Annotated in this window: 10 protein-coding genes and 4 pseudogenes (1 of these 14 running past the window's edge); 5 read left to right on the top strand and 9 right to left on the bottom strand. The window is 76.6% G+C overall.

The features are described from left to right. Positions 1-17 precede the first annotated feature (17 nt). A complete protein-coding gene (locus EKG83_RS19280; RefSeq protein WP_033434635.1) occupies positions 18-986 on the top strand; it encodes a DUF5914 domain-containing protein in 969 nt (322 codons plus the stop codon). Positions 987-1174: 188 nt separating this feature from the next. Here EKG83_RS19280 and EKG83_RS19275 read toward each other — a convergent pair whose 3' ends face one another. After that, positions 1175-1873, bottom strand: coding sequence for a class I SAM-dependent methyltransferase (locus EKG83_RS19275; RefSeq protein WP_033434613.1), 699 nt, complete (start codon positions 1871-1873; stop codon positions 1175-1177). Positions 1874-1967: 94 nt separating this feature from the next. Between EKG83_RS19275 and EKG83_RS19270 the strand changes: the two genes are divergently transcribed. Beyond that, positions 1968-2360: an OsmC family protein gene (locus EKG83_RS19270; RefSeq protein WP_051766773.1), complete on the top strand. Its 393-nt coding sequence runs from the start codon at positions 1968-1970 to the stop codon at positions 2358-2360. Between the two features lie 206 nt (positions 2361-2566). Here EKG83_RS19270 and EKG83_RS19265 read toward each other — a convergent pair whose 3' ends face one another. Then, positions 2567-3208 carry a TetR family transcriptional regulator gene (locus tag EKG83_RS19265; RefSeq protein ID WP_033434614.1) on the bottom strand — a complete coding sequence of 214 codons (642 nt, stop codon included), beginning with the start codon at positions 3206-3208 and terminating at the stop codon, positions 2567-2569. 98 nt (positions 3209-3306) lie between these two features. Here EKG83_RS19265 and EKG83_RS19260 point away from each other — a divergent pair, with 98 nt between their 5' ends. From EKG83_RS19260 to EKG83_RS19250, 3 genes are all read left to right on the top strand, one after another. Further along, the gene (locus tag EKG83_RS19260) at positions 3307-5448 is read left to right on the top strand and encodes a HelD family protein (protein WP_033434615.1); all 2142 of its coding nucleotides are present in this window, start codon (positions 3307-3309) and stop codon (positions 5446-5448) included. A gap of 142 nt (positions 5449-5590) precedes the next feature. Continuing rightward, on the top strand, positions 5591-6184 hold the full coding sequence (locus EKG83_RS19255) for a PadR family transcriptional regulator (RefSeq protein ID WP_033434616.1): 594 nt from the start codon (positions 5591-5593) through the stop codon (positions 6182-6184). Next, positions 6181-7812 (top strand): DHA2 family efflux MFS transporter permease subunit, encoded by a 1632-nt coding sequence (locus EKG83_RS19250; RefSeq protein ID WP_033434617.1) that lies wholly within the window; start codon positions 6181-6183, stop codon positions 7810-7812. Before EKG83_RS19255 ends, EKG83_RS19250 begins: the two co-directional genes overlap by 4 nt. A 245-nt stretch (positions 7813-8057) precedes the next feature. On the opposite strand, the gene EKG83_RS19245 is transcribed toward EKG83_RS19250, so the two are convergent. From EKG83_RS19245 to EKG83_RS19200, 7 genes and pseudogenes are all read right to left on the bottom strand, one after another. Then, the gene (locus EKG83_RS19245; protein ID WP_051766774.1) at positions 8058-9260 is read right to left on the bottom strand and encodes a cytochrome P450; all 1203 of its coding nucleotides are present in this window, start codon (positions 9258-9260) and stop codon (positions 8058-8060) included. Next, positions 9257-10720 carry a prenyltransferase/squalene oxidase repeat-containing protein gene (locus EKG83_RS19240; RefSeq protein ID WP_033434618.1) on the bottom strand — a complete coding sequence of 488 codons (1464 nt, stop codon included), beginning with the start codon at positions 10718-10720 and terminating at the stop codon, positions 9257-9259. The genes EKG83_RS19245 and EKG83_RS19240 overlap by 4 nt, the downstream gene beginning before the upstream one ends. Next, entirely contained in the window at positions 10717-11538 is an 822-nt protein-coding gene (locus EKG83_RS19235) for a glycoside hydrolase family 16 protein (RefSeq protein WP_033434619.1), read from the bottom strand. The genes EKG83_RS19240 and EKG83_RS19235 overlap by 4 nt, the downstream gene beginning before the upstream one ends. Positions 11539-11630: 92 nt before the next feature. Next, a pseudogene (locus tag EKG83_RS50005) lies at positions 11631-11852 on the bottom strand (acyl carrier protein); the annotation flags it as partial. Between the two features lie 279 nt (positions 11853-12131). Continuing rightward, a pseudogene (locus tag EKG83_RS50000) lies at positions 12132-16088 on the bottom strand (type I polyketide synthase); the annotation flags it as partial. 147 nt (positions 16089-16235) lie between these two features. After that, positions 16236-16997, bottom strand: a pseudogene (locus EKG83_RS49995) (polyketide synthase dehydratase domain-containing protein); the annotation flags it as partial. Between the two features lie 27 nt (positions 16998-17024). Then, positions 17025-23486, bottom strand: a pseudogene (locus EKG83_RS19200) (SDR family NAD(P)-dependent oxidoreductase); its annotated part runs 1542 nt beyond the window's last position; the annotation flags it as partial.

The following is a 23486-nucleotide window of genomic DNA, read 5'->3' as shown; positions in this document are numbered from 1 at the left end:
TCCACGAGGAGATCCGCATGTCCATCCCGTTGCGCCGGTTCGCCGCGAAGCCGTGGCCGGAGCAGGAACCCACCTGGCGGGACGCCAGGCCCGCGCTGATCGAGGCGGCGTTGAAGCGGGCCGTGGCCCGGCCGTCGGGCAACTGGTTCGTGCTGGCCGCCAGCCGCGAGGTGACCGCGGACCGGCCGTTCGGGCGGACCGTGGCCGGCGTCGAGGTGGTGGCATGGCGGTCGGGGTCGTCGGTGCTGGCCGGGCCGGGCTCGTGCCCGCACCTGGGCGCGCCCCTGTGCGACGGCGCGGTGCACCGCGGCGAGCTGGTGTGCCGGTGGCACGGCCTGGCGCTGGGCGGCCGGAAGTTCGGCGGGTGGAGCCCGTACCCCGCGCACGACGACGGCGTGCTGGTCTGGGTCCGGTTGGACGAGGTGGGCGGCGAGGAGCCGCTGGACGCGCCGGTGCTGCCCGAGCGGCCGCCGGCGGGGTCGCTGGACGCGGTGGCGACGGTGGTCGGGCGGTGCGAGCCGGAGGACGTGGTCGCCAACCGGCTGGACCCCTGGCACGGGGCGTGGTTCCACCCGTACTCGTTCGCGAACCTGGCGGTGCTGGAGACCCCGACCGAGCAGGACGACCGCTTCCTGGTGGAGGTGACGTTCAAGCTGGTGGGCCGGATCGGGGTGCCGGTGGTCGCCGCCTTCACCTGCCCGGAGCCGCGCACGGTCGTCATGCACGTCGTGGCGGGGGAAGGCGCGGGCAGCGTGGTGGAGACCCACGCGACGCCGCTGGCGCCGGGCCCGGACGGCTCCGCCCGCACCGCCGTGGTCGAGGCGACCATCGCCTACTCCGACCGGCCGGGGTTCGGGAAGGCGCTGCCGGTGGCGCCGGTGATCCGGCCGTTGATGAGGTGGGCGGCGGCCCGGCTGTGGCGCGACGACCTGGCTTACGCGGAACGGCGTTATGCCTTGCGCCGGGTTGGGCGCTTCCCGGGGTGAGTGCCGCCGGCCCCGGTGGTCTGGTCGGGGTCGTGCGGGGTGTGGGGTGCGGGTCGGCGAGAGGCGTTCGTGCGGTCGGTGCTGCGGTCAGGCAGGCGTGCGGCCGAACCGGCGGGCCGGCGAAGCCCTCGCGGTGCCCGCCGGCGCGCCGGTGGGGCCGGGCATTCGGACGGCTCGGCGGCCGCGCCTCACGCCTGTCCCACGAACGTGTGAACGATGCCGCGCTGCCACCCGGCGGCCGGCAACGTGCGAACCCCGGTGAAACCGTTGCGCCGCAACCGGTCCCGCAGCGCGCTCGCGCCGTCGAAGTCCAGCACGCTGCGCCACAGGTAGGTGTAGAGCCGGGCCGACCGGGTGACCACCGCCCCGCTCGGGATGATCACCGACCAGCACACCGCCGTCCACAGCGCGGTGGCCGCCCACGAGTCGCGCACCGAGTACTCGTGCGCCACCAGCCGCGCACCCGGCCTGAGCAGCCCGCGCACCGCGGTCAGCACCGGGTCCGGGTCCGGCAGGTTGCGCACCAGGTAGGCGGCGAACACCCCGTCGAACGGCCCGTGCACGGCCAGGTCCTCGGCGCGGGCGTGCACGAAGGACACGTTCGGCGGCCACGACTTGCGCCGCGCCCGGTCGAGCATGCCCCGCGAGGCGTCGACGGCCACGACCTCCGCCCGCGGCGCGACCGCGAGCAGCGCGGCGGTGGACGCGCCCGTGCCGCAGCCCAGGTCCAGCAGCCGCAGGCCCGCGCCGTCGCCGGCGACCCGCAGCGCGGTGGCCGAGCGGCGCAGCTCGCGGTGGTAGTCGGGGTTCGCGCCGACCAGCAGGTCGTAGCCCGGCGCGGCCTCGTCGAACGCGTCCGGCACCGCCCGGACCGCCAGTGTGGGCATCGAGCACCTCCGGTGGTCACGGTAGGGCCGGCTTCCACCGTTCGCATGACGGAGCCGCCCGTGGATTTCGGCCGGGAGCGGGTACTCGGCGGCGGTGACGACTGCGACGAACCTCTACTCGACCACCGCCGTGTCCAGCTCCGGCTCAGTCCGCGTGGACGACGCGGCCGACCTGCCCGTGGCCGCGCCGACCGAGCTGGGAGGTCCGGGTGGCGGCTGGAACTCCGAGCAGCTGTACGCGGCCTCGCTGGCGACGTGCCTGCACCAGAGCATCGTGCTCATCGCGTCGTCGGCCGGCGACGACACCTCCGGCTGCGTGGTGAGCGCCGGGGTGTCGCTGCGGCACGAGGGCGCGGAGAAGTACGACGTGGACGCGCGGTTGAAGGTGGAGCTGCCGAACGTGCCCGAGGCGCGGCGGCAGGACCTGGTGGACCTGGCCGTCTCGCACGCGCCGCTGGTGGGTGGGTGGCCGGTCGCCGTGGGGTGACCGACCGCGGGCCCGGGTCCGGTCACCGCGACCCGTCCGTCCCGGAGCCGCCCGCCACAGCCCGCCCGCCACAGCCCGCCTGCCCGAGCCCGCCGACCGAAGCCCGCCCACCGAAGCCCGCCCACCGGCGTGCGGTCCGGGCAGGAGCCACCGCGGGGTGAACCCCGTCGACCTGCGGACTGACGTGCGGATCTGGCGGGGAGCCGCTACCGCGGCGGCCACACCTTCGCCAGGCCGTGCTCCAGGACGTCGAAAGCCATCTCCGCGCGGCGGACGGCCGCCGGGTGGGCGTCGTCGGCCCGGCGACCGGAGCGGATCTCCTCGGCGTTGCCGTTGGCCAGCACCCGGTACGCGCCCACGACCTGGGCGGCCACGACGCGGGACAGGAACTCGTCGCCCGGTTCGCCCGCGGCCAGCAGCTCGGCGGACAGCTCCCGCTCCTGGTCGAGCATGTAGGCGGTCAGGCGGGACGCCAGGGACGGCGTCGAGTGCAGCAGCCGGTGGAAGGTGATGGCGGGCCGGGTGTCGTTCAGGCCGGTCAGCGGGTCGCGCTCGACCAGGCGGTCGAGGAAGCTGCGGCGCAGGGCGCCCAGGGCGGACACGCCCGGCGGGCGGGTCCGCACGGTGTGCTCCAGGCGCTCGGCGTCGTCGAGGAACCGGCGCAGCACCAGGTCCTCCTTGGCCGGGAAGTAGGCGAACAGGGTCGGCTTGGACACCTCGGCCGCGGCGGCGATGGCGGCCACCGGCACGTCGTCGAACCCCGACTCCTCGAACAGCGCGAAGGCCGCTTCCGCGATCGCCTCGCGCATGCGGCGCTTCTTGCGCTCCCGCAGGCCGAGTTCTGCCATGTCAGCAGCGTAGTGGAGCCTTACGCGGTAAACAAGTTGACCCGGTCGTATACTTGACCGAGTTAAGACTTCTGTCTTCCTGTGAGGTCCACCAGCCCATGCACGAGTCCGACGAGGGCCAGGTCGAGCCCGAGATCCGCGCCGAACGCGACTACATGGACGCCTGCCGCGCCCAGCTCGCCCGCATGCGCGACGAGGTCCGCACCATGCTGGACACGGGTGCGGGCGAGGGCGAGGACGTGGTGGACAAGTACTTCAACCACGTGCTGCGCCAGTTCCGCAGGCAGGTCGTGGAGGAGTTGGTCGACCTGAAGGGCGTGCCGCTGTTCTTCGGCCGCCTGGAGTACCCGGCCCGCGAGATCTACGACGACGCCGGCGACGAGGTCCGGCGCCAGGGCCGCCCCACGCACACGCCCACCGAGGACCGCGTCTACGTCGGCCGCCGCGGTGTGCGCGACGACGACGGCGAGCCCATGGTCATCGACTGGCGCGCCGCCCTGTCGCGCGCCTTCTACGAGGCCGACCGCCGCAACCCGATGGGCGTGCGGGTCCGCCGCCGCTACGGCTTCGACCACGACGGCGTCCTCACCGCGTTCGAGGACGAGCCGGTCGACCGCCCGGCCGGGACGGACGGCGCCGTCGGCACCGACGGCGCGGGCGGCCTGCTGGCCGCGGAGATCGAGCGGCCGCGCAAGGGCCCCATGCGCGACATCGTCGCCACCATCCAGCCCGAGCAGATGAGCCTGGTCCGCGCGCCGCTGGACCGCACGCTGTGCGTCCAGGGCGCACCCGGCACCGGCAAGACCGCGGTGGGCCTGCACCGCCTGGCCTACCTGCTCTACGCCGAGCGGGACCGGCTGCGCAAGGACGGCGGTGTCGCCGTCATCGGCCCCAACCGGTCCTTCCTGTCCTACATCCGCAACGTGCTGCCCGCGCTCGGCGAGGTGCAGGTCGCCCAGACCACCATCGACGAGCTGATCGACCCGGGCGTCGCGGTCGGGCGCGTCGACGACCCGGCGGCGGCCCGGGTGAAGGGCGACGTCCGGATGGCCGAGGTCCTCCGCCGCCACCTGTGGGCGCGCATCCGACCGCTGGAGGAGGCCGTCGAGGTCAAGCACCAGCACCGGACGTGGCGGCTGTTCCCCGACGAGCTGGCCGACGAGGTGGCGGCCGTCGTCGACCGCGGCACCGATTACGGCACCGGCCGCGAGGTGCTGGCCGCGCGCCTGGCGCACCTCGTGCTGCGCCAGATGGAGCGGGCCGGCAATTCGAGCGTCACCTCGGCGCAGCTGCGCCGCAACGGGGCGATCAACCGCGCCGTCGGGCGGATGTGGCCCGCGATCGACGCCGCCCGCGCGGTCTTCGAGCTGCTCACCGACGAGGAGCAGCTGGCCCGCGCCGCGGACGGCGTACTGTCCCCCGACGAGCAGCGCGCCGTCCTGGTCACGCCCCGCCCGCGCAACGCCAGGGCGATGCGGTGGACCAGCCTCGACCTCGCCCTCCTCGACGAGGTCCGGTCGCTGGTCGAGCGCCCCGCCCGACTCGGGCACGTCGTCGTCGACGAGGCCCAGGACCTCAGCCCCATGCAGTTCCGCGCCATCGCCCGGCGGCTGGCGGGCTCCGGCACCGTCCTCGGCGACCTGGCCCAGGCCACCAGCCCGTCCGCGGTGCGGGACTGGACTGAGGTCCTGGCGCACCTCGGCCGCCCGGACGGCCACGTCGAGGAGCTGACCCGCGGCTACCGCGTGCCCGCCCAGATCATCGACTTCGCCGCCCGCATCCTGCCCCACATCGCGCCGGGCCTGGCCGGGCCGGCCTCGTTCCGCCACACCGCCGACGCCCTCCACGTCACCGGGACCACACCCCGCGACCGGACCGCCACCGTCGTCGGGATCTGCCTCACCGCCCTGGAGGGGGAGGGCTCGATCGGCCTCATCGCCGCCGACGAGCACGTCCCCGCCCTGCACCGGGCCCTGGCCGACCACGACGTGCCCCACGTCGTGCTGGGCGACGACGACGTGGACATGGAGGCCGAACGCCTCAACCTCGTCCCGGTCAGCCTCGGCAAGGGCCTGGAGTTCGACACCGTGGTCGTCGTCGAGCCGATGGCGATCGTGGCGGCCGAGGAGCGCGGCCTCCAACGCCTCTACGTCGCCCTGACCCGGGCCGTCAGCGAACTCCACGTCGTCCACTCCGAACCGCTGCCCGCTCCCCTGGCGCAGCAACCCGCCCTGGTCTGACCCACCGCTCCCCGAGCGGCCCGCCGAAGCGACGTCACGCCTGAACGCGCAGTTCAGCGCTGCTACCCGAACCCTCGCGACTCCCAGTGAAAACAGAATAGTTCACATGGACTATTCTAACCGGGCTAGCGAGAGGAGAGGGATGCGCGGCATCACGTCACTGGGGCTCGCGGTGCTGAGGCTGCTGGCCGAACGACCGCAACACCCCTACGAAATGCGGCAGCGGATGCGCGAGGAGGGGCTCGACCGGATCATCAAGGTCACGCACGGCGCCCTGTACCACACGGTGGAGGCGCTGACGAAAGCCGAGTACGTCCGCGGCGTGGAGACCACCAAGGAGGGCAGGCGACCGGAGCGCACCGTCTACGCGATCACCGACGCGGGCCGCGAGGTGGCCCTGGACCGGCTGCGCGGGCTGCTGTCCACCCCGGCACCGGAGTACCCGGGGTACTGCGCGGCACTGGCCTTCATGTCGCTGCTGCCCATGGAGGACGCGGCAGGGCAGCTGGAGCAGCGCTGCGTGCTGCTGGAGGCCGAGCTGGCGGCGTCGCAAACGGGGTACGACGCCCTGGTCAAGCGCGGGCTGCCGCCGGTCGCCCTGGTCGAGATGCGGTACATGCAGGCCCACCTGCGCGCGGACCTGGACCTGACCCGCTCGCTGGTCGACGACATCCGCGCCGGGCGGCTGCGCTGGCAGCCCGTCCCCGGCGGCACCGAGCAGGAAGTGGATCGATGAGCAAACTGCGGGGCAACCCGTGGGCCGTGCTGGTCGCCCTGTGCGCCGGCTTCTTCATGACCCTGCTGGACACGACGGTGGTCGGGGTCGCGATCCCGGACATCGTGACCGGCCTGGGCGTGACCTACAACGAGGTGCTGTGGGTCAGCAACGCCTACGTGCTGGTGCTGGCCGTCTTCCTGATCACCGGGGGCAGGCTCGGCGACCTGCTGGGCAAGCGCAACACCTACCTCGCCGGCGTCGCGGTCTTCACCGCCGCCTCGCTGGCGTGCGGGCTGTCGCAGGACGCCGGGCAGCTGATCGCGGCGCGCGTCGTGCAGGGCCTGGGGGCCGCCCTGCTGGTCCCGCAGACCATGGCCATCGTCATCGCGGTGTTCCCGCCGGAGCGGCGCGGTGCGGCGCTGGGCGTGTGGGGCGCGGTGGCCGGTGTCGCCACGGTCACCGGGCCGCCGCTGGGCGGCCTGCTGGTCAGCGCGCTGGACTGGCGGTGGATCTTCACCATCAACGTGCCGCTGGGCCTGCTGGTGCTGGTGTTCGCCCCGATGATCATCCCGGCCGGGGCGAAACCACCGCGCACGGGCCGGTTCGACGTGCGCGGTGCGGTGCTGGTGACCGCCGGCCTGGCGCTGCTGACCTTCGGCCTGCAGGAGGGGCAGCGCTACGACTGGGGGTCCGTGTGGTCCTTCGTCAGCATCCCCCTGCTGCTGGTGGTCGGGGTGGTCCTGCTGGTGGCGTTCGCACTGGCGCAGCGCAGGCCCGGCGGGCGGGCGCCGATGGTGCCGTTCGACCTGCTGCGGACCCGCGACTTCGCCCTGATGAACCTCGGCGCGATCGCGCTGTCGATCGGCATCATGAGCATGGCGATCGGCTTCCAGCTCTACGCGCAGTCGGTGCTGGGCCTGTCCGCGCTGGTCGCCGGCCTGGTGAGCGCGCCGATGTCGGCGATCTCGGTGGTCATCGGCCCGTGGGCGGGCCGGCTGAGCGACCGCGTCGGCGGCAAGCCGATCGTGTTCACCGGCCTGCTGGTGTTCGGCCTGGGCCTGCTGCTGTTCGCGCTGACCACCCGGCCGGACAGCTCCGTGTGGGCCCTGCTGCCGAGCATGGTGGTGATGGGCGTCGGCCTCGGCCTGACGTTCGCACCGCTGACCACGGTCGCGATGCACGGGGTGCGGCCGGTGATGGCGGGCGCCGCCTCGGGCGTGCTCAACGCGACCCGGCAGGTCGGGGCGGTGCTGGGCACCGCGGGCTTCGGCGTGCTGCTGCAGAACCAGTTGGTCGCCGACCTCGGCGCGCGGGCGGCCACCGCCGCCGCGGACCTGCCCGCCGGGGTGCGCGACGAGTTCGTCGACGGGGTGCGCCGGGCGGCGGACCGGGGCGTGGAGTTCGCCGAGCTCCAGGCGGGCACCGCGGTGCCGGTGCCGAGCGGCGCCTCCCCCGCCGTGGCCGAGCAGGTCGCGGCCGCGGCCCGGGCGGTCTTCGCCGACGGCTTCGTCGGGGCCATGCACTCGTCGATGGTCCTGCCGATCACCGCGGTGCTGCTGGGCGCCGTGTGCTGCCTGTTCGCCAGGGGCAAGTCGGCACCGGCCCCCGCGCGGGCCGGGCAGCCGGTGGGGGCCGAGGTCGGTTAGGCGCGCGACGTCCGGGGGAACGCCCCGGAACGGCGGACGGGGCCCGCGGTGGGACGTCGGCCTCCGTTCGCCACCGGGCCCCCGGGAGGCCCGCGAGCCCGGACCCCCCACCGCGCCGCGGGCACCGGTGGCCCGGTGAGCTGGGGCTCACCGGGCCACCGGCCACCGGGACATCAGGCCCCGTCCCACCGGGCCACCAGCTCACCGGGCCACCAGCTCACCGGACCCGGGGACCCGGTGGCACCTCACCAGGCGACCGGCAGCTCCACCAGCCCGCGGACGACCTTGGCGGTGTGCCACCGCAGGTCCGCCGCCGGTACCGCGAGCCGCAGGGTCGGGAACCCGCCCAGCAGGGCCCGCAGCGCCACGTCGAGCTCCAGCCGGGCCAGCCCGGCGCCCAGGCAGTAGTGCGGCCCGTGCCCGAACGCCAGGTGCGGGTTGTCCGCGCGGTCCAGGCGCAGCTCCTCCGCCCCGGCGAACACGTCCTCGTCGCGGTTGGCCGAGTCCAGGTCGACCAGCACGGCCTCGCCCGCCCGCACCGCGACCCCGCCCAGCTCCACGTCCTCGGTGGCCACCCGGGTGAACCCCGCGGTGGTCGCGATCGGGGTGTAGCGCAGCAGCTCCTCGACCGCGGCGGGCACCCCGGCCGGGTCGGCGGCCAGCGCGGCGTACCGCCCCGGCCGCACCAGCAGGTGGTAGGCGAAGTTGCCGATCTGGTTGGCCGTGGTCTCCAGCCCGGCCAGCAGCAGGGTGACGCCGAAGACGACCAGCTCCTCCTCGGTCAGCCGCTCGTCGCCCTCGTCGCGCGCGGCCACCAGCACGCCGATGAGGTCGTCCGACGGGGCGGCCCGCCGGGCGGCGACCAGGCCGGCCAGGTAGTCCTTGAGCCCGGCGAAGGCGGACGCGATCTCCGCCGGGTCGACGCCCGGTCCGCCGACGACGACGTCCGCCCAGCCGAAGAAGCGGTCGTGGTCCTCGTACGGCACGCCGAGCAGGTCCGACATGATCCTGCTCGGCAGCGGTCGGGCCAGCCCGGCCACCAGGTCGGCCGGCGGCCCGGCCTCCGCCAGCGCCGCCACCAGCCCGTCCGCCAGCCGCGCGGCCGCGGGGCGCAGCGCCTCCACCCGGCGCGGGGTGAACGCGCCGGACACCAGCCGGCGCAGCCTGGTGTGCCGCGGCGGGTCCGTGGTCAGGATCGTCGGGTCGGTCAGCACCCGCGGCGTGGTGCGCGGCACGTCGGCGCCCAGCAGGGCGGCGCGGCTGAACCGCGGGTCCGACAGCACCTGCCGGACCTCGGCGTGCCGCACGGCGAGCCACGCCTGCCCGCCGTAGGGCAGGCTGATCCGGCTGACCGGCGCCTCCCGGCGCAGGACCGGGCAGCGCGGGTCCACGTCGAGGGCCTCGGTCGGGCCGAACGGGTATGGCGTCGCGGTGGACACGGCCGTCACGGGCGCCCCTCCCCCTTCGCGAGCACGGCGAGCACGGCGGCGCGGACGAGGTTCACCGGCGCGTAGAGGTCCTTGCCCACCCACAGCGGCGGGTGCGGGTCGGTCGGGTCCGCGCCGCGCAGGAACGCCAGGCCCCGGGCGACCGGCTCCGGGTCGCCGGGCACCGACATCAGCAGCATCAGCGCGTAGGCCGTCTCCTCGGCCGTCCCGGTCCACCGCCCCCAGGAGCCGTCCGGGCGCTGCGCGGCACGCGTCCAGTCCGCCGCGCGGGCCACCGGCCCGGCCACCCCGGCGGCGTGCAGCGCCAGGGCGCAGGAGGTGGTGGCGTAGTGCGGCGACACGTGCCAGCGGTCCTGCCACGAGCCGTCGGGCGCCTGCTGGTCCAGCAGGTGGCGGGTGAGCCGCCCGACCGCGTCGGCGTAGCGGTCCGCGTCGGCCGGGCCCTGCCGGCGGTAGCGGTCCAGCGCCTCCAGCACCCGGGCGTTGGTGATCACCGACGGGGCGCCGACCGGGACCGTGGTGAGGAAGTGGGTGCCGCGGTCGTAGGCCCACAGGCCGGCGGGTTCGGCGATGGCGCCGTCCCGGTCCGCGGCGGCCAGCAGCAGCAGCGCCGACGACTCGGAGTCCGGGGCGAAGCCGGGCGCGGCGGGCACGTCGCCCGCGCCGGGGTCGGCGGGCAGGCCGGCCAGCAGCGCGGCCGTGCGCTCGGCCGGCACGCCCGCCCAGGACAGCGCCCGGTGCGCCCAGGCCCGCTCGAAGAAGGTCATCGAGGTCAGGCCGGCGACCGGGCCGCCGAGGATCGCCTGCGCGGCGGCGAGGAACCGGGCGGACCCGGCGCCGGGTCCGCCCGGCGCGGGCTCGACCGGTCCGAGCCAGGCGGCGGTGGCCGCGGCCGAGCAGCCCACCACCCCGTCCGCCCGGGGCACGTCCGGCGAGCCGGCCGCGGCCGGTCCCACGATCTCCAGGTAGAACGCGGACACCGGGTTGCGCCAGCCGCCGTCGCGCAGGGCGGCCAGCGCGGCGGTGTCGGCGCCCGCGGGCTGGGCGAGCCGTTCCCGGCCGAGCCGCGCGTTGATGTCGGCCACCAGGGCCGGGACGATCAGGAACGGGATGAGCGTGCCCGCCAGGCCGTCGCGGTCGGCGGCGGCCAGCAGGCGGTCGAGGGCGCCCAGGCCGCGGCGCACCGCGGCGTCGACGTCGGCGCGCCCCAGCGACAGCAGCGCCTCGACCGCGCTGAGCGTCGGCACCAGCGCGAAGCCGCCCGGCCCGTCCCACGAGCCGTCGGGGTGCTGGGTGTCGAGCAGGTGCGCCACCCGCCGGTCGTGGCCCGCCAGCCAGGGCACGAGGGCGACCAGCCTGCCGGTCTCGTAGGTCGACGCGTACAGCCCTCCGGACGGGTCCGCGACCAGGTCGGCCACTGCGGCGTCGACGGCGGTGGCCGGTACCGCCACCCCGGTCACCGGCCCGGCCCCTGCTCGGCGATGCTGACCTCGTCGACGAGCATCGTGGTGGGGAACGCGGCGGGGTCGGGTTCGCCGGGCAGGACCGGGCCGCCGGGGCTGCCGATCACGATCAGCAGCCCGAAGAACACCCGCTGGTCGAACAGCCAGCCCTTCGGGGTGGTGTCCTCGGGGGTGAGCCGCAGGTACCGGGTGTCGTCCAGGTACCAGGTCAGCGAGTCCGGCTCGCGGGTCCACACCAGGGTGTAGGTGTGGAAGCCGTCGCTCAGCGGCGCGCCGGTCGGGTTCGCGAACGCCGTGCCCATGCCCAGCGACGGCAACTGGTGGCACTCCGGGGAGTGCACGACGCCGTACACGTCGGCGGGCGCGGTGTTGACCACCTCGAACACGTCGATCTCGCCGGAGCGGTACCAGCCCTGCAGCGGCTCGGTGTCGCCCAGGTGCCGCATGTGCTCGGCCCACGCGAACATGGCGCAGTCCAGGCCGAGGCCGGGGGCCGTGCGCACGCGGGCCCGCACGCGCAGCGCGCCGCCGGGCTCGGGGAGGAAGTCCTCGCGGAGGGTTTCGATCCACGCCGAGACGTAGCCGTCCTCGGGCGTGTGGGTGGCGGTCATCCGCAGCCGGCCGCGGCCGTCGAGGCTGAGCCGGGTGGTGTCGTCGGCGTAGGTCTCCAGGCCCGCGCCCCACGGCTTGCCGGTGACGACGCGCCACTTGTCGTGGTCGAGCGGGGCGCCCTCCGGGCCGGTGAAGTCGTCCGACCACACCACCCGCCAGTCCGGGGAGGTCGGTGCCAGGGCGGGTGAGTCGAGTGTCTGCATGGTCCCTCTCGTCGGTCTCGTCCGGAACGGTTCGGTGCGGTTCGGCGCGGGTCGGGTCCGCGGGTGGCGGGCCGGGGTGCGGTGCGTGCGGGTCAGGGTGCGGTGCGCGCGCCCACCAGCTCGGCGCACAGGTGGCGGGCCAGGTCGGCCGGGGTGGCGTGGTCGAACACCAGCGTCGGCGGCAGGTCCGCGCCGGTGGCCTCGGCGAGGCGGTTGCGCAGCTCCACCGCGGTGAGCGAGGCGAAGCCGAGGTCGAGCAGGTCGGCATCGGGCTCGATGCCGTCGGGCGAGTCGTGGCCGAGCACCGCGGCGATGTCGGCCAGCAGGTGGTCCAGCACCGCCCTTTCCAGCTCCGGCCCGGTCAGCCCCGCCAGCCGCGCCCGCGGCCCGCCCGGTTCGGCGGCGGGCTCGTCGGCCGCGGCCGGGTCGGGCCGCGCGCCGAGCCCGTCGGCGAGCTTGGCCAGCAGCGCACCCCACGGCTCGTCGGGGCGCAGGCCGAGGACGTCCGCCACGGCGTCGGCGTCGCCGGTCAGCAGCGCCCGCCACAGCGGGCCGTCCGGCAGCGCCGGGCCGGTCGCGTCGAGCCAGTGCCTGCGGTGCCGGAACGGGTAGGTGGGCACGTCGGCGTGGTGCACCTCCACGTCGGCGAACGTCGCGGCCCAGTCCACGGCCACGCCGCGGGTGTGCAGGCCCGCGACCGCGGTGAGCAGCGCCACCGGTTCGGCGCGGTCGGCGCGCAGTCCCGAGTGGACGGCCGTGTCGCCCGAGGCGGTCGCGCGGGCGGGCGCGGCGAGCACGCTGTCCGGCCCGACCTCCAGGAAGTCGGTGACGCCCAGCGCCTCGGCCGCGCGCACGGCGTCGGCGAACCGGACCGTCGCCCTGGCGTGCCGCACCCAGTACTCGGCCTCGGCCACCTCGGGTCCGGCGAGGCGGCCGGTGACGGTGGACACCAGCGGCGTGGCGGGTGCGCGGAACACCACCTCCCCCAGCGCCGCGCGGAACCGGTCGAGCACGGGTTCGACCAGCGCGGAGTGGAAGGCGTGGCTGACGCGCAGCCGCCGGGTCCGGCGCCCCCTGGCGGCCCACTGCTCCGCGAACGCGAGCACCGGGGCCTCGGCGCCGGACAGCACCACGGCGTCGGGGGCGTTGACCGCGGCGACGGCCACCCCGTCGGGCAGCACGGGCAGCACCTCGTCCTCGGCCGCGCGCACCGCCACCATCGCCCCGCCCCCCGGCAGCTCGGCCATCAGCGCGGCCCGGGCGGCCACCAGGCGGCAGGCGTCGGTCAGCGACAGCACCCCGGCCAGGTGGGCGGCCGCGACCTCGCCGACCGAGTGCCCGACGACGACGTCGGGTCGCACGCCCCAGGAGCCCAGCAGCTCGGCCAGCGCCAGCTCCACCGCGACCAGCGCGGGCTGGGCCAGGTCCGTGCGGTCGACCCCGACGCCGGACCGGACGGCGTCGGCGAGCCCCGGCAGCCCGACGCCGGCGAACGCGGCGCAGACCCGGTCGAGCGCGGCGGCGAACGCGGGGAAGCGGTCGGCGAGCTCCCGGCCCATGCCGGGGCGCTGCGCGCCCTGCCCGGAGAACAGGAACCCGACGCGGCGGCCCGCCCGCGCCGTGCCGCGCACGACCGCCGCCGACGGCAGGCCGGCGGCCAGCGCGTCGAGCCCGCGCAGCAGCTCGTCCCGGTCGCGGGCGACGACGACCGCGCGCCGGTCGAACGGGGTGCGGGCGGTGGCCAGGGCGTGCGCCACGTCCGCGGTGCGCCCGGTCGTCCCGGCCAGCCGGGAGGCGTACTCGCGCAGGGCGTCATCGGTGCGCGCGGAGAGCACCACGGGCACGGCGAGGTCGACCTCGGGCGGCGGCTCGGCCCGGTCGACGGCCTCGACGACGACGTGCGCGTTGGTGCCGCTGATGCCGAACGAGGACACCGCCGCCCGGCGGGGCCGGCCGGTGTCCGGCCAGGGCCGGGCCTCGGTCAGCAGCCGCACGTCGCCCTCGGTCCAGTCGACGCGGGACGAGGGCGCGTCCACGTGCAGGGTCCGGGGCATCACACCGTGCCGCATGGCCTGCACCACCTTGATGATCCCGGCGACACCGGCGGCGGCCTGGGTGTGCCCGAGGTTCGACTTCACCGAGCCCAGCCACAGCGGCTCCCGACGGTCCTGCCCGTAGGTGGCCAGCAGCGCCTGCGCCTCGATCGGGTCGCCCAGCGAGGTGCCCGTGCCGTGCGCCTCCACCAGGTCCACGTCGGGCGGTTCGAGGCCCGCGTCGGCGAGCGCGTCGCGGATCACCCGCCGCTGGGCCGGGCCGTTGGGCGCGGTCAGGCCGTTGGACGCGCCGTCCTGGTTCACCGCGGTGCCCCGGAGCACGGCCAGCACCGGGTGGCCGTGGCGGCGGGCGTCGGACAGCCGCTCCAGCAGCACCAGGCCGACGCCCTCGCCCCACGCGGTGCCGTCGGCCGCGTCGGCGAAGCTCTTGCACCGGCCGTCGGGTGCCAGCCCGCGCTGGCGGCTGAAGTCGACGAACGCACCGGGGGTGGCCATCACGGTCACCCCGCCGGCCACGGCCATCGCGCACTCGCCGCGCCGCAGCGACTGGGCGGCCAGGTGCACGGCCACCAGCGAGGAGGAGCACGCGGTGTCGACGGTGATGGCCGGGCCCTCCAGCCCGAGGGTGTAGGCGATGCGGCCGGACGCGACGCTGGCCGCGTTCCCGCTGCCCAGGTGGCCCTCGGCCTCCTCCGGCACGGTGTGCAGGCGCGCGGCGTAGTCGTGGTGCATGACGCCGACGAACACGCCGGTGCGGGTGCCGCGCAGCGAGCGCGGGTCGATCCCGGCCCGCTCCACCGCCTCCCACGAGGTCTCCAGCAGCAGCCGCTGCTGGGGGTCCATGGCGGCGGCCTCGCGCGGGGAGATGCCGAAGAACTCGGCGTCGAACCCGGCCGCGTCGGCGAGGAACCCGCCCTCGGTGACGTAGGAGGTGCCGCGGTGGTCGGGGTCCGGGTGGTGGATCGCGGCCAGGTCCCAGCCGCGGTCGTCGGGGAAGCCGGTGATGGCGTCGCGGCCCTCGGCGACCAGCTCCCACAGCCCCTCGGGGCTGTCGACCCCGCCGGGGTAGCGGCAGCTCATGGCGACGATGGCGACCTCGTCGCCACCGGCGTCGGCGCGCCGGGTCTCCGCCTCCGGTTCGGGCGCGCCGATCAGGTCGGCGAGCAGGCGGTCGGCGAGCGCGACCGGGTTCGGGTGGTCGAACACCAGCGTCGCGGGCAGGCGCAGGCCGGTCAGCCCGGCCAGCCGGTTGCGCAGGTCGACCGCGGCGAGCGAGTCGAAGCCCAGGTCGCGGAAGGCGACGTGCGGCCCGACCGCGGCGGTGTCGTGGTGACCGAGGACGGCGGCGGCCTCCGCGGTGACCAGGGCGAGCACCGCGGCCGCGCGCTCGGGCGCCGGCAGGGCGGCGATCCGGTCGGCGAGGGGGTCCTCGGCCCCGGGACCGACCGCGGGTCGGGCGCCGGCGCGGTCGGTCCCGGGTGGCCGCAGCAGGTCGCGCAGCAGCGGGTGCGGGTCCGGGGCCGTGCGGAGGGCGGCCAGGTCCAGGTCGACGGCGACGACGGCCGGGTCGTCGCCGGCGAGCGCCACGTCGAGCAGGGCGAGGCCGGTTGCCGGGTCGAGCGCCCTGGTGCCGCCGGCGGCCAGTCGGGCCCGGTCGGCCTCGCCCAGGGCCTCGGTCATCCCGGTGCCCACGTCCCACAGGCCCCACGCCACCGAGGTGGCGGGCAGGCCGAGGGCGCGGCGGTGCTGGGCGAAGGCGTCCAGGAACGCGTTGGCCGCCGCGTAATTGGCCTGACCCGCACTGCCGAACGTCCCCGCCGCCGACGAGAACACCACGAACGCCCCAAGCCCCCGACCCCGCGTCAACTCATCCAGGTACACCACCGCATCCACCTTCGGCCGCATCACCGCATCGACCTGACCAACCGACAACCCCTCCACCACACCGTCATCCACCACACCCGCCACGTGCACCACCGCAACCAAATCCGGAATCCCGGCCAACAGGGCGGCCAGGGCGTCCCGGTCCGCGACGTCGCAGGGCACCACCCGGACGCGGGCGTCGAGGTCCGGCGCCGGTCCGCCGTGGCGGCCGAGCAGCACCAGGTCGCGCACGCCGTGCTCGGCGACCAGGTGGCGGGCCACCAGCGCGCCGAGGCCGCGCGTGCCGCCGGTGACCAGGACGGTGCCGCCGGCGTCGAGCCTGGCCGGCGCACCGGGGGCGAGCCGGGTCAGCCTGGGCACGAGCACTTCGCCCCCGCGCAGCGCCAGCTGCGGTTCACCGGTCGCCAGCGCCGCGTCGAACAGGGCCGCGGACCCGGGGTCGTCGTCGGTGTCGAGGAGGACGAACCGGTCCGGGTGCTCGGCCTGCGCGGTGCGCACCGCGCCCCAGACGGCGGCGGCGACCGGGTCGGGGGCGGGGCCGGCCAGGTCGCCGCCGGTGACCACGACCAGCCGGTCGGTTCGCGACCGCGGGTCCGCCAGCCAGGAGCGGACCAGCTCGACGGCGGCCAGGGTGGCCGCCCGCGCGCCCGCCGGACCGGGCCGGACCGCGATCCGCTCCGGCACGAACCCGGTCGCGGGGCCGGCGGCGGGTTCGACGCGCTTCCAGTCCACCCGCATCAGGCGCGGCGGCGCCGCGCCCTGCCACGGGCGTGAGGTCAGGGACTCGACGGTGAACACCGGCGCACCCGACCCGTCCACCGCGGTCACCGCGACGCCGCCGGTCCCGGCGGGGGCGATGCGCACCCGCAAGGCGGTGGCCCCGGACGCGTGGACGGCGACCCCGGCCCAGGTGAACGGCAGGCCGGCGCCCGCCGCGGGGCTGAGCGCGGCGGCGTGCAGCGCGGCGTCGAACAGGGCGGGGTGCACGGCGTAGCCGCCGTCCAGGGTGGTGCGGACCTCGGCGAACACCTCGTCGCCGCGGACCAGCACCGCCTCGACCGCGCGGAAGGCCGGCCCGTGGTCGACACCCGCGTCGGCCAGCCGCCGGTAGACCTCGGCGGGGTCGACCGGGGTCGCGCCGGCGGGTGGCCAGGCGAAGGTGCCGGGGGCGGCGGGCCCGGCGGCCAGGCTGCCCTCGGCGTGCCGGGTCCACGTCTCGTCGTCCGCGGGCCTGCTGTGCACCGCGATCGGCCGGTGCCCGCCGGCGTCGGGCGGCCCGACGGTGACCTGGACCCGCAGCGCGCCGCGGTCCGGCACCACGAGTGGGGTGCGCAGGGTGAGGTCGGCGACCCGGTCGAGGCCGACCCGGTGGGCCGCCTGGACCGCCAGCTCGACCAGGGCGGTGCCGGGCACGAGGGCGGTGCCCGCCACCACGTGCTCGGCCAGCCAGGGGTGACCGGCCCGCGACAGGGTGCCGGTCAGCACCCGGCCGCCGGTCTCGGCGAGCTCGACCGACCCGGTGAGGACGGGGTGCCCCGCGCCGCGCAGCCAGTACCGCCGCCGCTGGAACGGGTAGGTCGGCAGGTCCACGGCGGACGCGGACAGGCCGGCGAAGACCGCGGGCCAGTCCGGTGCCACGCCCCGGGAGTGCAGCTCGCCCAGCGCGGACAGCACCGACGACTCCTCCGGCTGGTCGCGGCGGACCAGCGGCACGGCCGGGACGTCCACCGCGGCGGCGACCAGGCCGGTGAGCACGCCGTCCGGGCCGACCTCGGCGAACAGGGTCGCGCCGAGGTCGCGGGCGGCGGTGGCGGCGTCGGCGAAGCGGACCGCCTCGCGGGCGTGCCGCACCCAGTACCCGGCGGTGCGGATCTCGGGGCCGGCCACCCGCCCGGTCAACGCGGACACGACCGGCAGGCGCGGCGCGCCGAACTCCGCGGTCGCCAGGACCGCGGCGAACTCGTCGAGCACCGGGTCCACCAGCGAGGAGTGGAAGGCGTGGCTCACCCGCAGGCGGCGGGTGTCGGCGGTCACCGACGCGGCGAACGCGGCCACCGCGTCCTCCGGGCCGGAGACCACCACCGACTCGGGGCCGTTGACCGCGGCGACGTCCAGCCCCGCGGGCAGCGCGGCCCGCACCGCCTCCTCGCCCGCCCGCACGGCGAGCATCGCGCCGCCCGGGGGCAGCGCGCCCATCAGCCGGCCGCGGGCGGCGACCACGCGGCACGCGTCGGCCAGGGTGAACACCCCCGCCACGTGCGCCGCGGCCAGCTCGCCGACCGAGTGGCCCAGCACGACCGCCGGCACGATCCCCCACGAGCGCAGCAACGCCGCCAGCGCCACCTCGAACGCGAACAGCGCCGGCTGGGCGACCTCCGTGCGGTCGACGTCGGCGCCGCGGATCGCGACGCCGAGCCGGTCGAACTCGGCCTCGGACGCGGCCAGCGAGTCGGCGAACACCGGGAACCGCCGGGCCAGCGCCTCGCCCATGCCGGCGTGCTGGGAGCCCTGGCCCGCGAACAGCAGGCCCAGCCGGACGTCCTCGTCCGCGGTGTGCACCGGCGTCCGCCCCTCGGCGACCGCGGTGAGCCGGGCGACCAGGTCGGCCGGGTCGTCGGCGCGCACCGCGACCCGCTGGTCGAGCGCGGCGCGGGTGGTGGCCGCGGCGAAGGCGACGTCGACCGGGCGCTGCCCGGGGTGGGCGGCCACGTGCGCGGCCAGCGCCGCGGCCCGGGCCCGCACCGCGGCCTCACCCCGGCCCGAGAGCACGACCGGCGGCGCGGCGAGCCCGGTGCCGCCCGGCGCGGGCTCGCACCCCACCGGCGCGTCGGGGGCCTCCTCGACGATCACGTGCGCGTTGGTGCCGCTGACCCCGAACGAGGACACCCCCGCCCGGCGGGGCCGCCCGGTGCCCGGCCAGGGGCGGGCCTCGGTGAGCAGCCGCACGTCGCCCTCGTCCCAGTCGACGTGGGAGGAGGGCGCGTCCACGTGCAGGGTCCTGGGCATCACCCCGTGCCGCAGGGCCATGACCACCTTGAGCACGCCCGCCAGGCCCGCGGCGGCCTGGGTGTGGCCCAGGTTCGACTTCACCGACCCCAACCACAGCGGCTCCCGGCGGTCCTGCCCGTAGGTGGCCAGCAGGGCCTGCGCCTCGATCGGGTCGCCCAGCGTCGTCCCGGTGCCGTGCGCCTCCACCAGGTCCACGTCGGCCGCGGTGAGGCCGGCCGCGTCCAGGGTGGCCCGGATCATCCGCTCCTGCGCGGGCCCGCTGGGCGCGGTCAGGCCGTTGGACGCGCCGTCCTGGTTCACCGCGGTGCCCCGGACCACGGCCAGCACCGGCAGCCCGTCGCGGCGCGCGTCCGACAGCCGCGCCAGCAGCACGGCGGCCGAGCCCTCGGCCAGGGCGGTGCCGTCGGCGGCGTCCGCGAACGCCTTGCACCGGCCGTCCGCGGCCAGCGCACCCTGCCGGCTGAACTCCTGGAAGGTGCCGGGGGTCGCCATCACGGTCACCCCGGCGGCCACGGCCAGGTCGCACTCGCCGCCGCGCAGCGCCCGGACCGCCAGGTGCAGGGCGACCAGGGACGACGAGCACGCGGTGTCCACGGTGACCGCGGGACCCTCCAGCCCCAGCGCGTAGGCCACCCGGCCGGAGGCGACGCTGCCCGCGGTGCCGTTGCCGACGTAGCCCAGCACGTCCGCGGGCAGCTCGCCCAGCCGCGAGCCGTACTCGTTGGTCATGACGCCGGCGAACACGCCGGTGCGGGTGCCGCGCAGCGAGCGCGGGTCGAGCCGGGCCCGCTCCACGGCCTCCCAGGTGGTCTCCAGCAGCAGCCGCTGCTGGGGGTCCATGGCCAGGGCCTCGCGCGGCGAGATGCCGAACAGGGCGGCGTCGAAGGATGCCGCGTCGGCGAGGAACCCGCCGAGGGCGGTGCGCACGGCCCCGGGCGCGGCCGGGTCGGCGGTGAGGGCGTCGAGGTCCCAGCCGCGGTCGGTGGGGAAACCGCCGACCGCGTCGCCCTCGGCCAGCAGCAGCCGCCACAGGTCCTCCGGCGAGGCGACCCCACCGGGGAACCGGCAGGCCGCGCCGACCACGGCGATGGGCTCGGTGAGCGCGTCGACGTGCCTGCGCAGCCGCTCGTTCTCCTTGAGCGAGGCGCGCAGCGCGGTCACGACCCTGTCGTTCGGGGTGGTCATCTCAGCTCCCGGAGCCGTCGAGGGCGAGTCGGACGAGGTCGTCGACGTCGAGGTCGTCGAGGTCGGTGGCACCGGTCGGGGTCGCCGGGCCCTCGTCGGCCAGCCGGAGCAGGGCGTCCAGGACGCCGGCGGCGCGGAACCGGTCGAGCGGCACCGAGGCCAGCACCCGGCGCAGCACCGCCTCGTCCACGTCCGGCGCGGGCGGCGGCGCCGCCGGGGCCAGGCGCCCGTCGAGGTGGCGGGCGAGCGCGGCCGGGGTCGGGTGGTCGAACACCAGGGTGGCGCGCAGCCGCAGCCCCGTCGCGGCGGCGAGCCGGTTGCGCAGCTCGACGGCGGTCAGCGACTCGAACCCCAGGTCCTTGAACGGGGTCGACGAGGCGATGCCCGCGGGCGAGGCGTGCCCGAGCACGGCCGCCACCTGCGCCCGCACCAGGTCCAGCACGGCCCGCTCCCGGTCCGCGGCGCCCAGCGCGGCCAGCCGCTCGGCCGGGCTGCCGGCCTGCTCGGCGGGTGCGGCGGCCCGTCCGCGCGCCGGTGCCCGGACGAGGTCGCGCAGCAGCGGCGGCACCGCGTCGGCGCGCTGCTCCCGCAGCCGGGCGGTGTCCAGGCGCACCGGCACCACGGCCGGTTCGGCGGCGGCGAGGGCGGCGTCGAACAGGGCGAGCGCCTCGGGGGTCTCCAGCGGCACCATGCCGCCGCGGGTCATCCTGGCCACGTCGGTGTCGCCGAGGTGGCCGGTCATGCCGCTGCGGTCCGCCCACAGCGCCCAGGCCAAGGACGTGGCGGGCAGGCCGAGGGCGCGGCGGTGCTGGGCGAAGGCGTCCAGGAACGCGTTGGCCGCCGCGTAATTGGCCTGACCCGCACTGCCGAACGTCCCCGCCGCCGACGAGAACACCACGAACGCCCCAAGCCCCCGACCCCGCGTCAACTCATCCAGGTACACCACCGCATCCACCTTCGGCCGCATCACCGCATCGACCTGACCAACCGACAACCCCTCCACCACACCGTCATCCACCACACCCGCCACGTGCACCACCGCAACCAAGTCCGGAATCCCGGCCAACAGGGCGGCGACCTCGGCGCGGTCGCCCACGTCGCAGCGGGCGACCCGGACGCGGGCGCCCAACCCGGTCAGCTCGTCGACCAGGCCCGCGGCGCCGTCCGCCCCGCGCCGACCGGCCAGCACGAGGTCCCGGACGCCGTGGGCGGTGACCAGGTGGCGGGCGACGTGCCCGCCGAGCGTGCCCATCGCCCCGGTGACCAGGACCGCTCCCCCGGCGCCGAGGACGACCCGCTCGCCGGGCGTGGCCCTGGTCAGCCTGGGCGCGAACCACTCCCCGGCCCGCAGGGCCAGCTGCGGCTCGCCCGAGCGCACGGCCGCGGCCGGCGCGGCGGGGGGCAGGTCCCCGTCGACGTCCAGGAGCACGAACCGGTCCGGGTGCTCGGTCTGCGCGGTGCGCACCAGGCCCCAGACGGGCGCGACGGCCGGGTCCGGGGCGGCCCCGCTCCCGGTCGCCACCGCGCCCCTGGTGACGACGACCAGCCTGGCGTCGGCGAACCGGTCGTCGGCCAGCCACCCGCGCACCAGCCCCAGGGCCCGGTGCGCGGTGGCGTGCGCGTCGGCGGGCAGGCCGGCGCCCGGCGGGGCGACCTCGGCGACGACGACCTCCGGTACCGGGTCCGCCAGGTCGGCGAGGTCACCGCCCGCGGGCAGGACCGCGGTGGGCGGCGCCGCCGGCGTGCCGGCGGGTCGCAGCGGGCGCCACGCGACGGCGTGCAGGGGCTCGGGAACGCGCACGCGGTCCGCCGTGACCGGCCGGACCACCAGCGCCTCCACCTCGGCGACCGGGGTGCCTGCGGTGTCGGCGACGGCGAGCGCCACCGCGTCACCGCCGGCGGGCGCGACCCGGACGCGCAGCGCGGTGGCGCCGGAGGCGTGCAGGGTGACCCCGGTCCAGGCGAACGGCAGGTGCGCCGAGCCCTGGTCGGCGCGGTCGCCGAGCAGCGCCAGGGTGTGCGAGGCGGCGTCGAGCAGGGCGGGGTGCACGCCGTAGGCGGCGGCCTCGCCGACCCGCTCCTCCGGCAGCCGCACCTCGGCGAACACCTCGTCCCCGCGCCGCCAGGCCGCCCGCAGCCCCTGGAAGCTGGGCCCGTGGCCGTAGCCGCGCTCGGCGAACCCCGCGTAGAAGTCGTCGACCGCCAGCGGCAGCGCGCCCGCGGGCGGCCACACCCCGGCCAGGTCGCCCGGGTCCGCCGGTGCCGGCGCCGCGGCCAGCACCCCGGTCGCGTGCCGGGTCCACTCCCCCGCGTCCGGGCGCGAGTGCACCTCGACGGCCCGCGCCCCGGTGTCGTCGGCGGCGCCGACGACCACCTGCACCCGCACGCCGTCCCGCTCGGGCAGCACCAGCGGCGCGGCCAGGGTCAGCTCGTCCACCCGCCCGGCCCCGACCAGGCCGGCCACGTGCAGCACCACGTCGAGGAACGCCGTTCCGGGCAGCAGCACGCTGCCGTGCACGGAGTGCTCAGCGAGCCACGGGTGCGCGGTGCGGGACAGCCGGCCGGTCACCACGAGCCCGTCGCCGTCCGCGCGCTCGACGACCGCGCCCAGCAGGGGGTGCCCGGGTGCGGTGAGGCCCGCGGCGGCGACGTCCCCGGCGCCGCGCGTGGCCGGGAGCCGGTGCCTGCGGCGCTGGAACGCGTAGGTGGGCAGGTCGAGGTGCGCCGCGGGACCGGTGACCGCCCGCCAGTCGACCGAGGCACCCCTGGCGTGGGCCTCGGCGACCGACAGCAGCAACCGCCGCGCACCGCCCTCGTCGCGGCGCAGCGTGCCGATCGCGACGGCGTCCTCCGCGGTCTGCTGGATCGCCATGACCAGAACCGGGTGCGGACTGCACTCCACGAACAACCCGTGACCGGTATCGGTTAGCGTCTCGACGGCGCCCTGGAACTCCACCGTGCCGCGCAGGTTGCGGTACCAGTAGTCCGCGTCCATCCCCGAACCGTCGGTCGTCTCACCGGTGAGCGTCGACACCAGCGGCACCCGGCCGGGGCGGGAACGAATCGGGGCCAGCGCGGTGACGATCTCGTCGCGGATGCGCTCCACCTGAGCCGAATGCGACGCGTAGTCCACGGGTACACGGCGGACCCGGACCCCGTCGGCCTCACACACGGCCACCAGCTCGTCCAACGCCTCCGGCTCACCGGACACCACAGTGACCTCAGGACCGTTGACCGCCGCTACTGAGACCCGGCCACCCCACCGCGCGATCCTGTCCCGCACGTGGTCTGCGGCCTCCGCCACCGACACCATCCCGCCACGACCAGCCAGAGCAAGAATCGCCCTGCTGCGCAGCACAACCACCCGAGCACCATCCCCAAGCGACAAAGCACCCGACACACACGCCGCCGCAATCTCACCCTGCGAATGACCCACCACCGCCGACGGCGTAACACCGAACGACTCCCACACCGCCGCCAACGACACCATCACCGCCCACAACAACGGCTGCACAACATCAACCCGCCCCAACAAACCGGCGTCGCTCAAAGCCTCGTGCGGAGACCAGTCCACGAACTTGCCCAACGCCGCAGCACACTCGCCGAACCGCTCGGCGAACACCACGTTGTCCGCCAACAACTCCACACCCATACCCACCCACTGCGAACCCTGACCCGGGAACACGAACGCGGTGCCGCCCGGGTCGGTGGCCACGTCGGTGACGACGTCCCGGCCGGGTTCGCCGGTCGTGATCCCGGCGAGCCCGCTCACCAGGTCGTCCCGGGTGCGGCCGACCACGACGGCGCGGTGGGTGA

The organism is Saccharothrix syringae (assembly GCF_009498035.1).
Lineage (GTDB): Bacteria > Actinomycetota > Actinomycetes > Mycobacteriales > Pseudonocardiaceae > Actinosynnema > Actinosynnema syringae.
The sequence above is the reverse complement of the archived record's forward strand: the minus strand, read 5'-3'. Positions and strand labels throughout refer to the sequence as shown.

What these genes read in the sequence shown, in the direction of transcription:
- EKG83_RS19260 (WP_033434615.1), top strand. Translation starts at nt 3,307, where the DNA reads ATGCACGAGTCCGACGAGGGCCAGGTCGAGCCCGAGATCCGCGCCGAA.
- EKG83_RS19275 (WP_033434613.1), bottom strand. Translation starts at nt 1,873, where the DNA reads ATGCCCACACTGGCGGTCCGGGCGGTGCCGGACGCGTTCGACGAGGCC.
- EKG83_RS19255 (WP_033434616.1), top strand. Translation starts at nt 5,591, where the DNA reads ATGCGCGGCATCACGTCACTGGGGCTCGCGGTGCTGAGGCTGCTGGCC.
- EKG83_RS19250 (WP_033434617.1), top strand. Translation starts at nt 6,181, where the DNA reads ATGAGCAAACTGCGGGGCAACCCGTGGGCCGTGCTGGTCGCCCTGTGC.
- EKG83_RS19235 (WP_033434619.1), bottom strand. Translation starts at nt 11,538, where the DNA reads ATGCAGACACTCGACTCACCCGCCCTGGCACCGACCTCCCCGGACTGG.
- EKG83_RS19265 (WP_033434614.1), bottom strand. Translation starts at nt 3,208, where the DNA reads ATGGCAGAACTCGGCCTGCGGGAGCGCAAGAAGCGCCGCATGCGCGAG.
- EKG83_RS19280 (WP_033434635.1), top strand. Translation starts at nt 18, where the DNA reads ATGTCCATCCCGTTGCGCCGGTTCGCCGCGAAGCCGTGGCCGGAGCAG.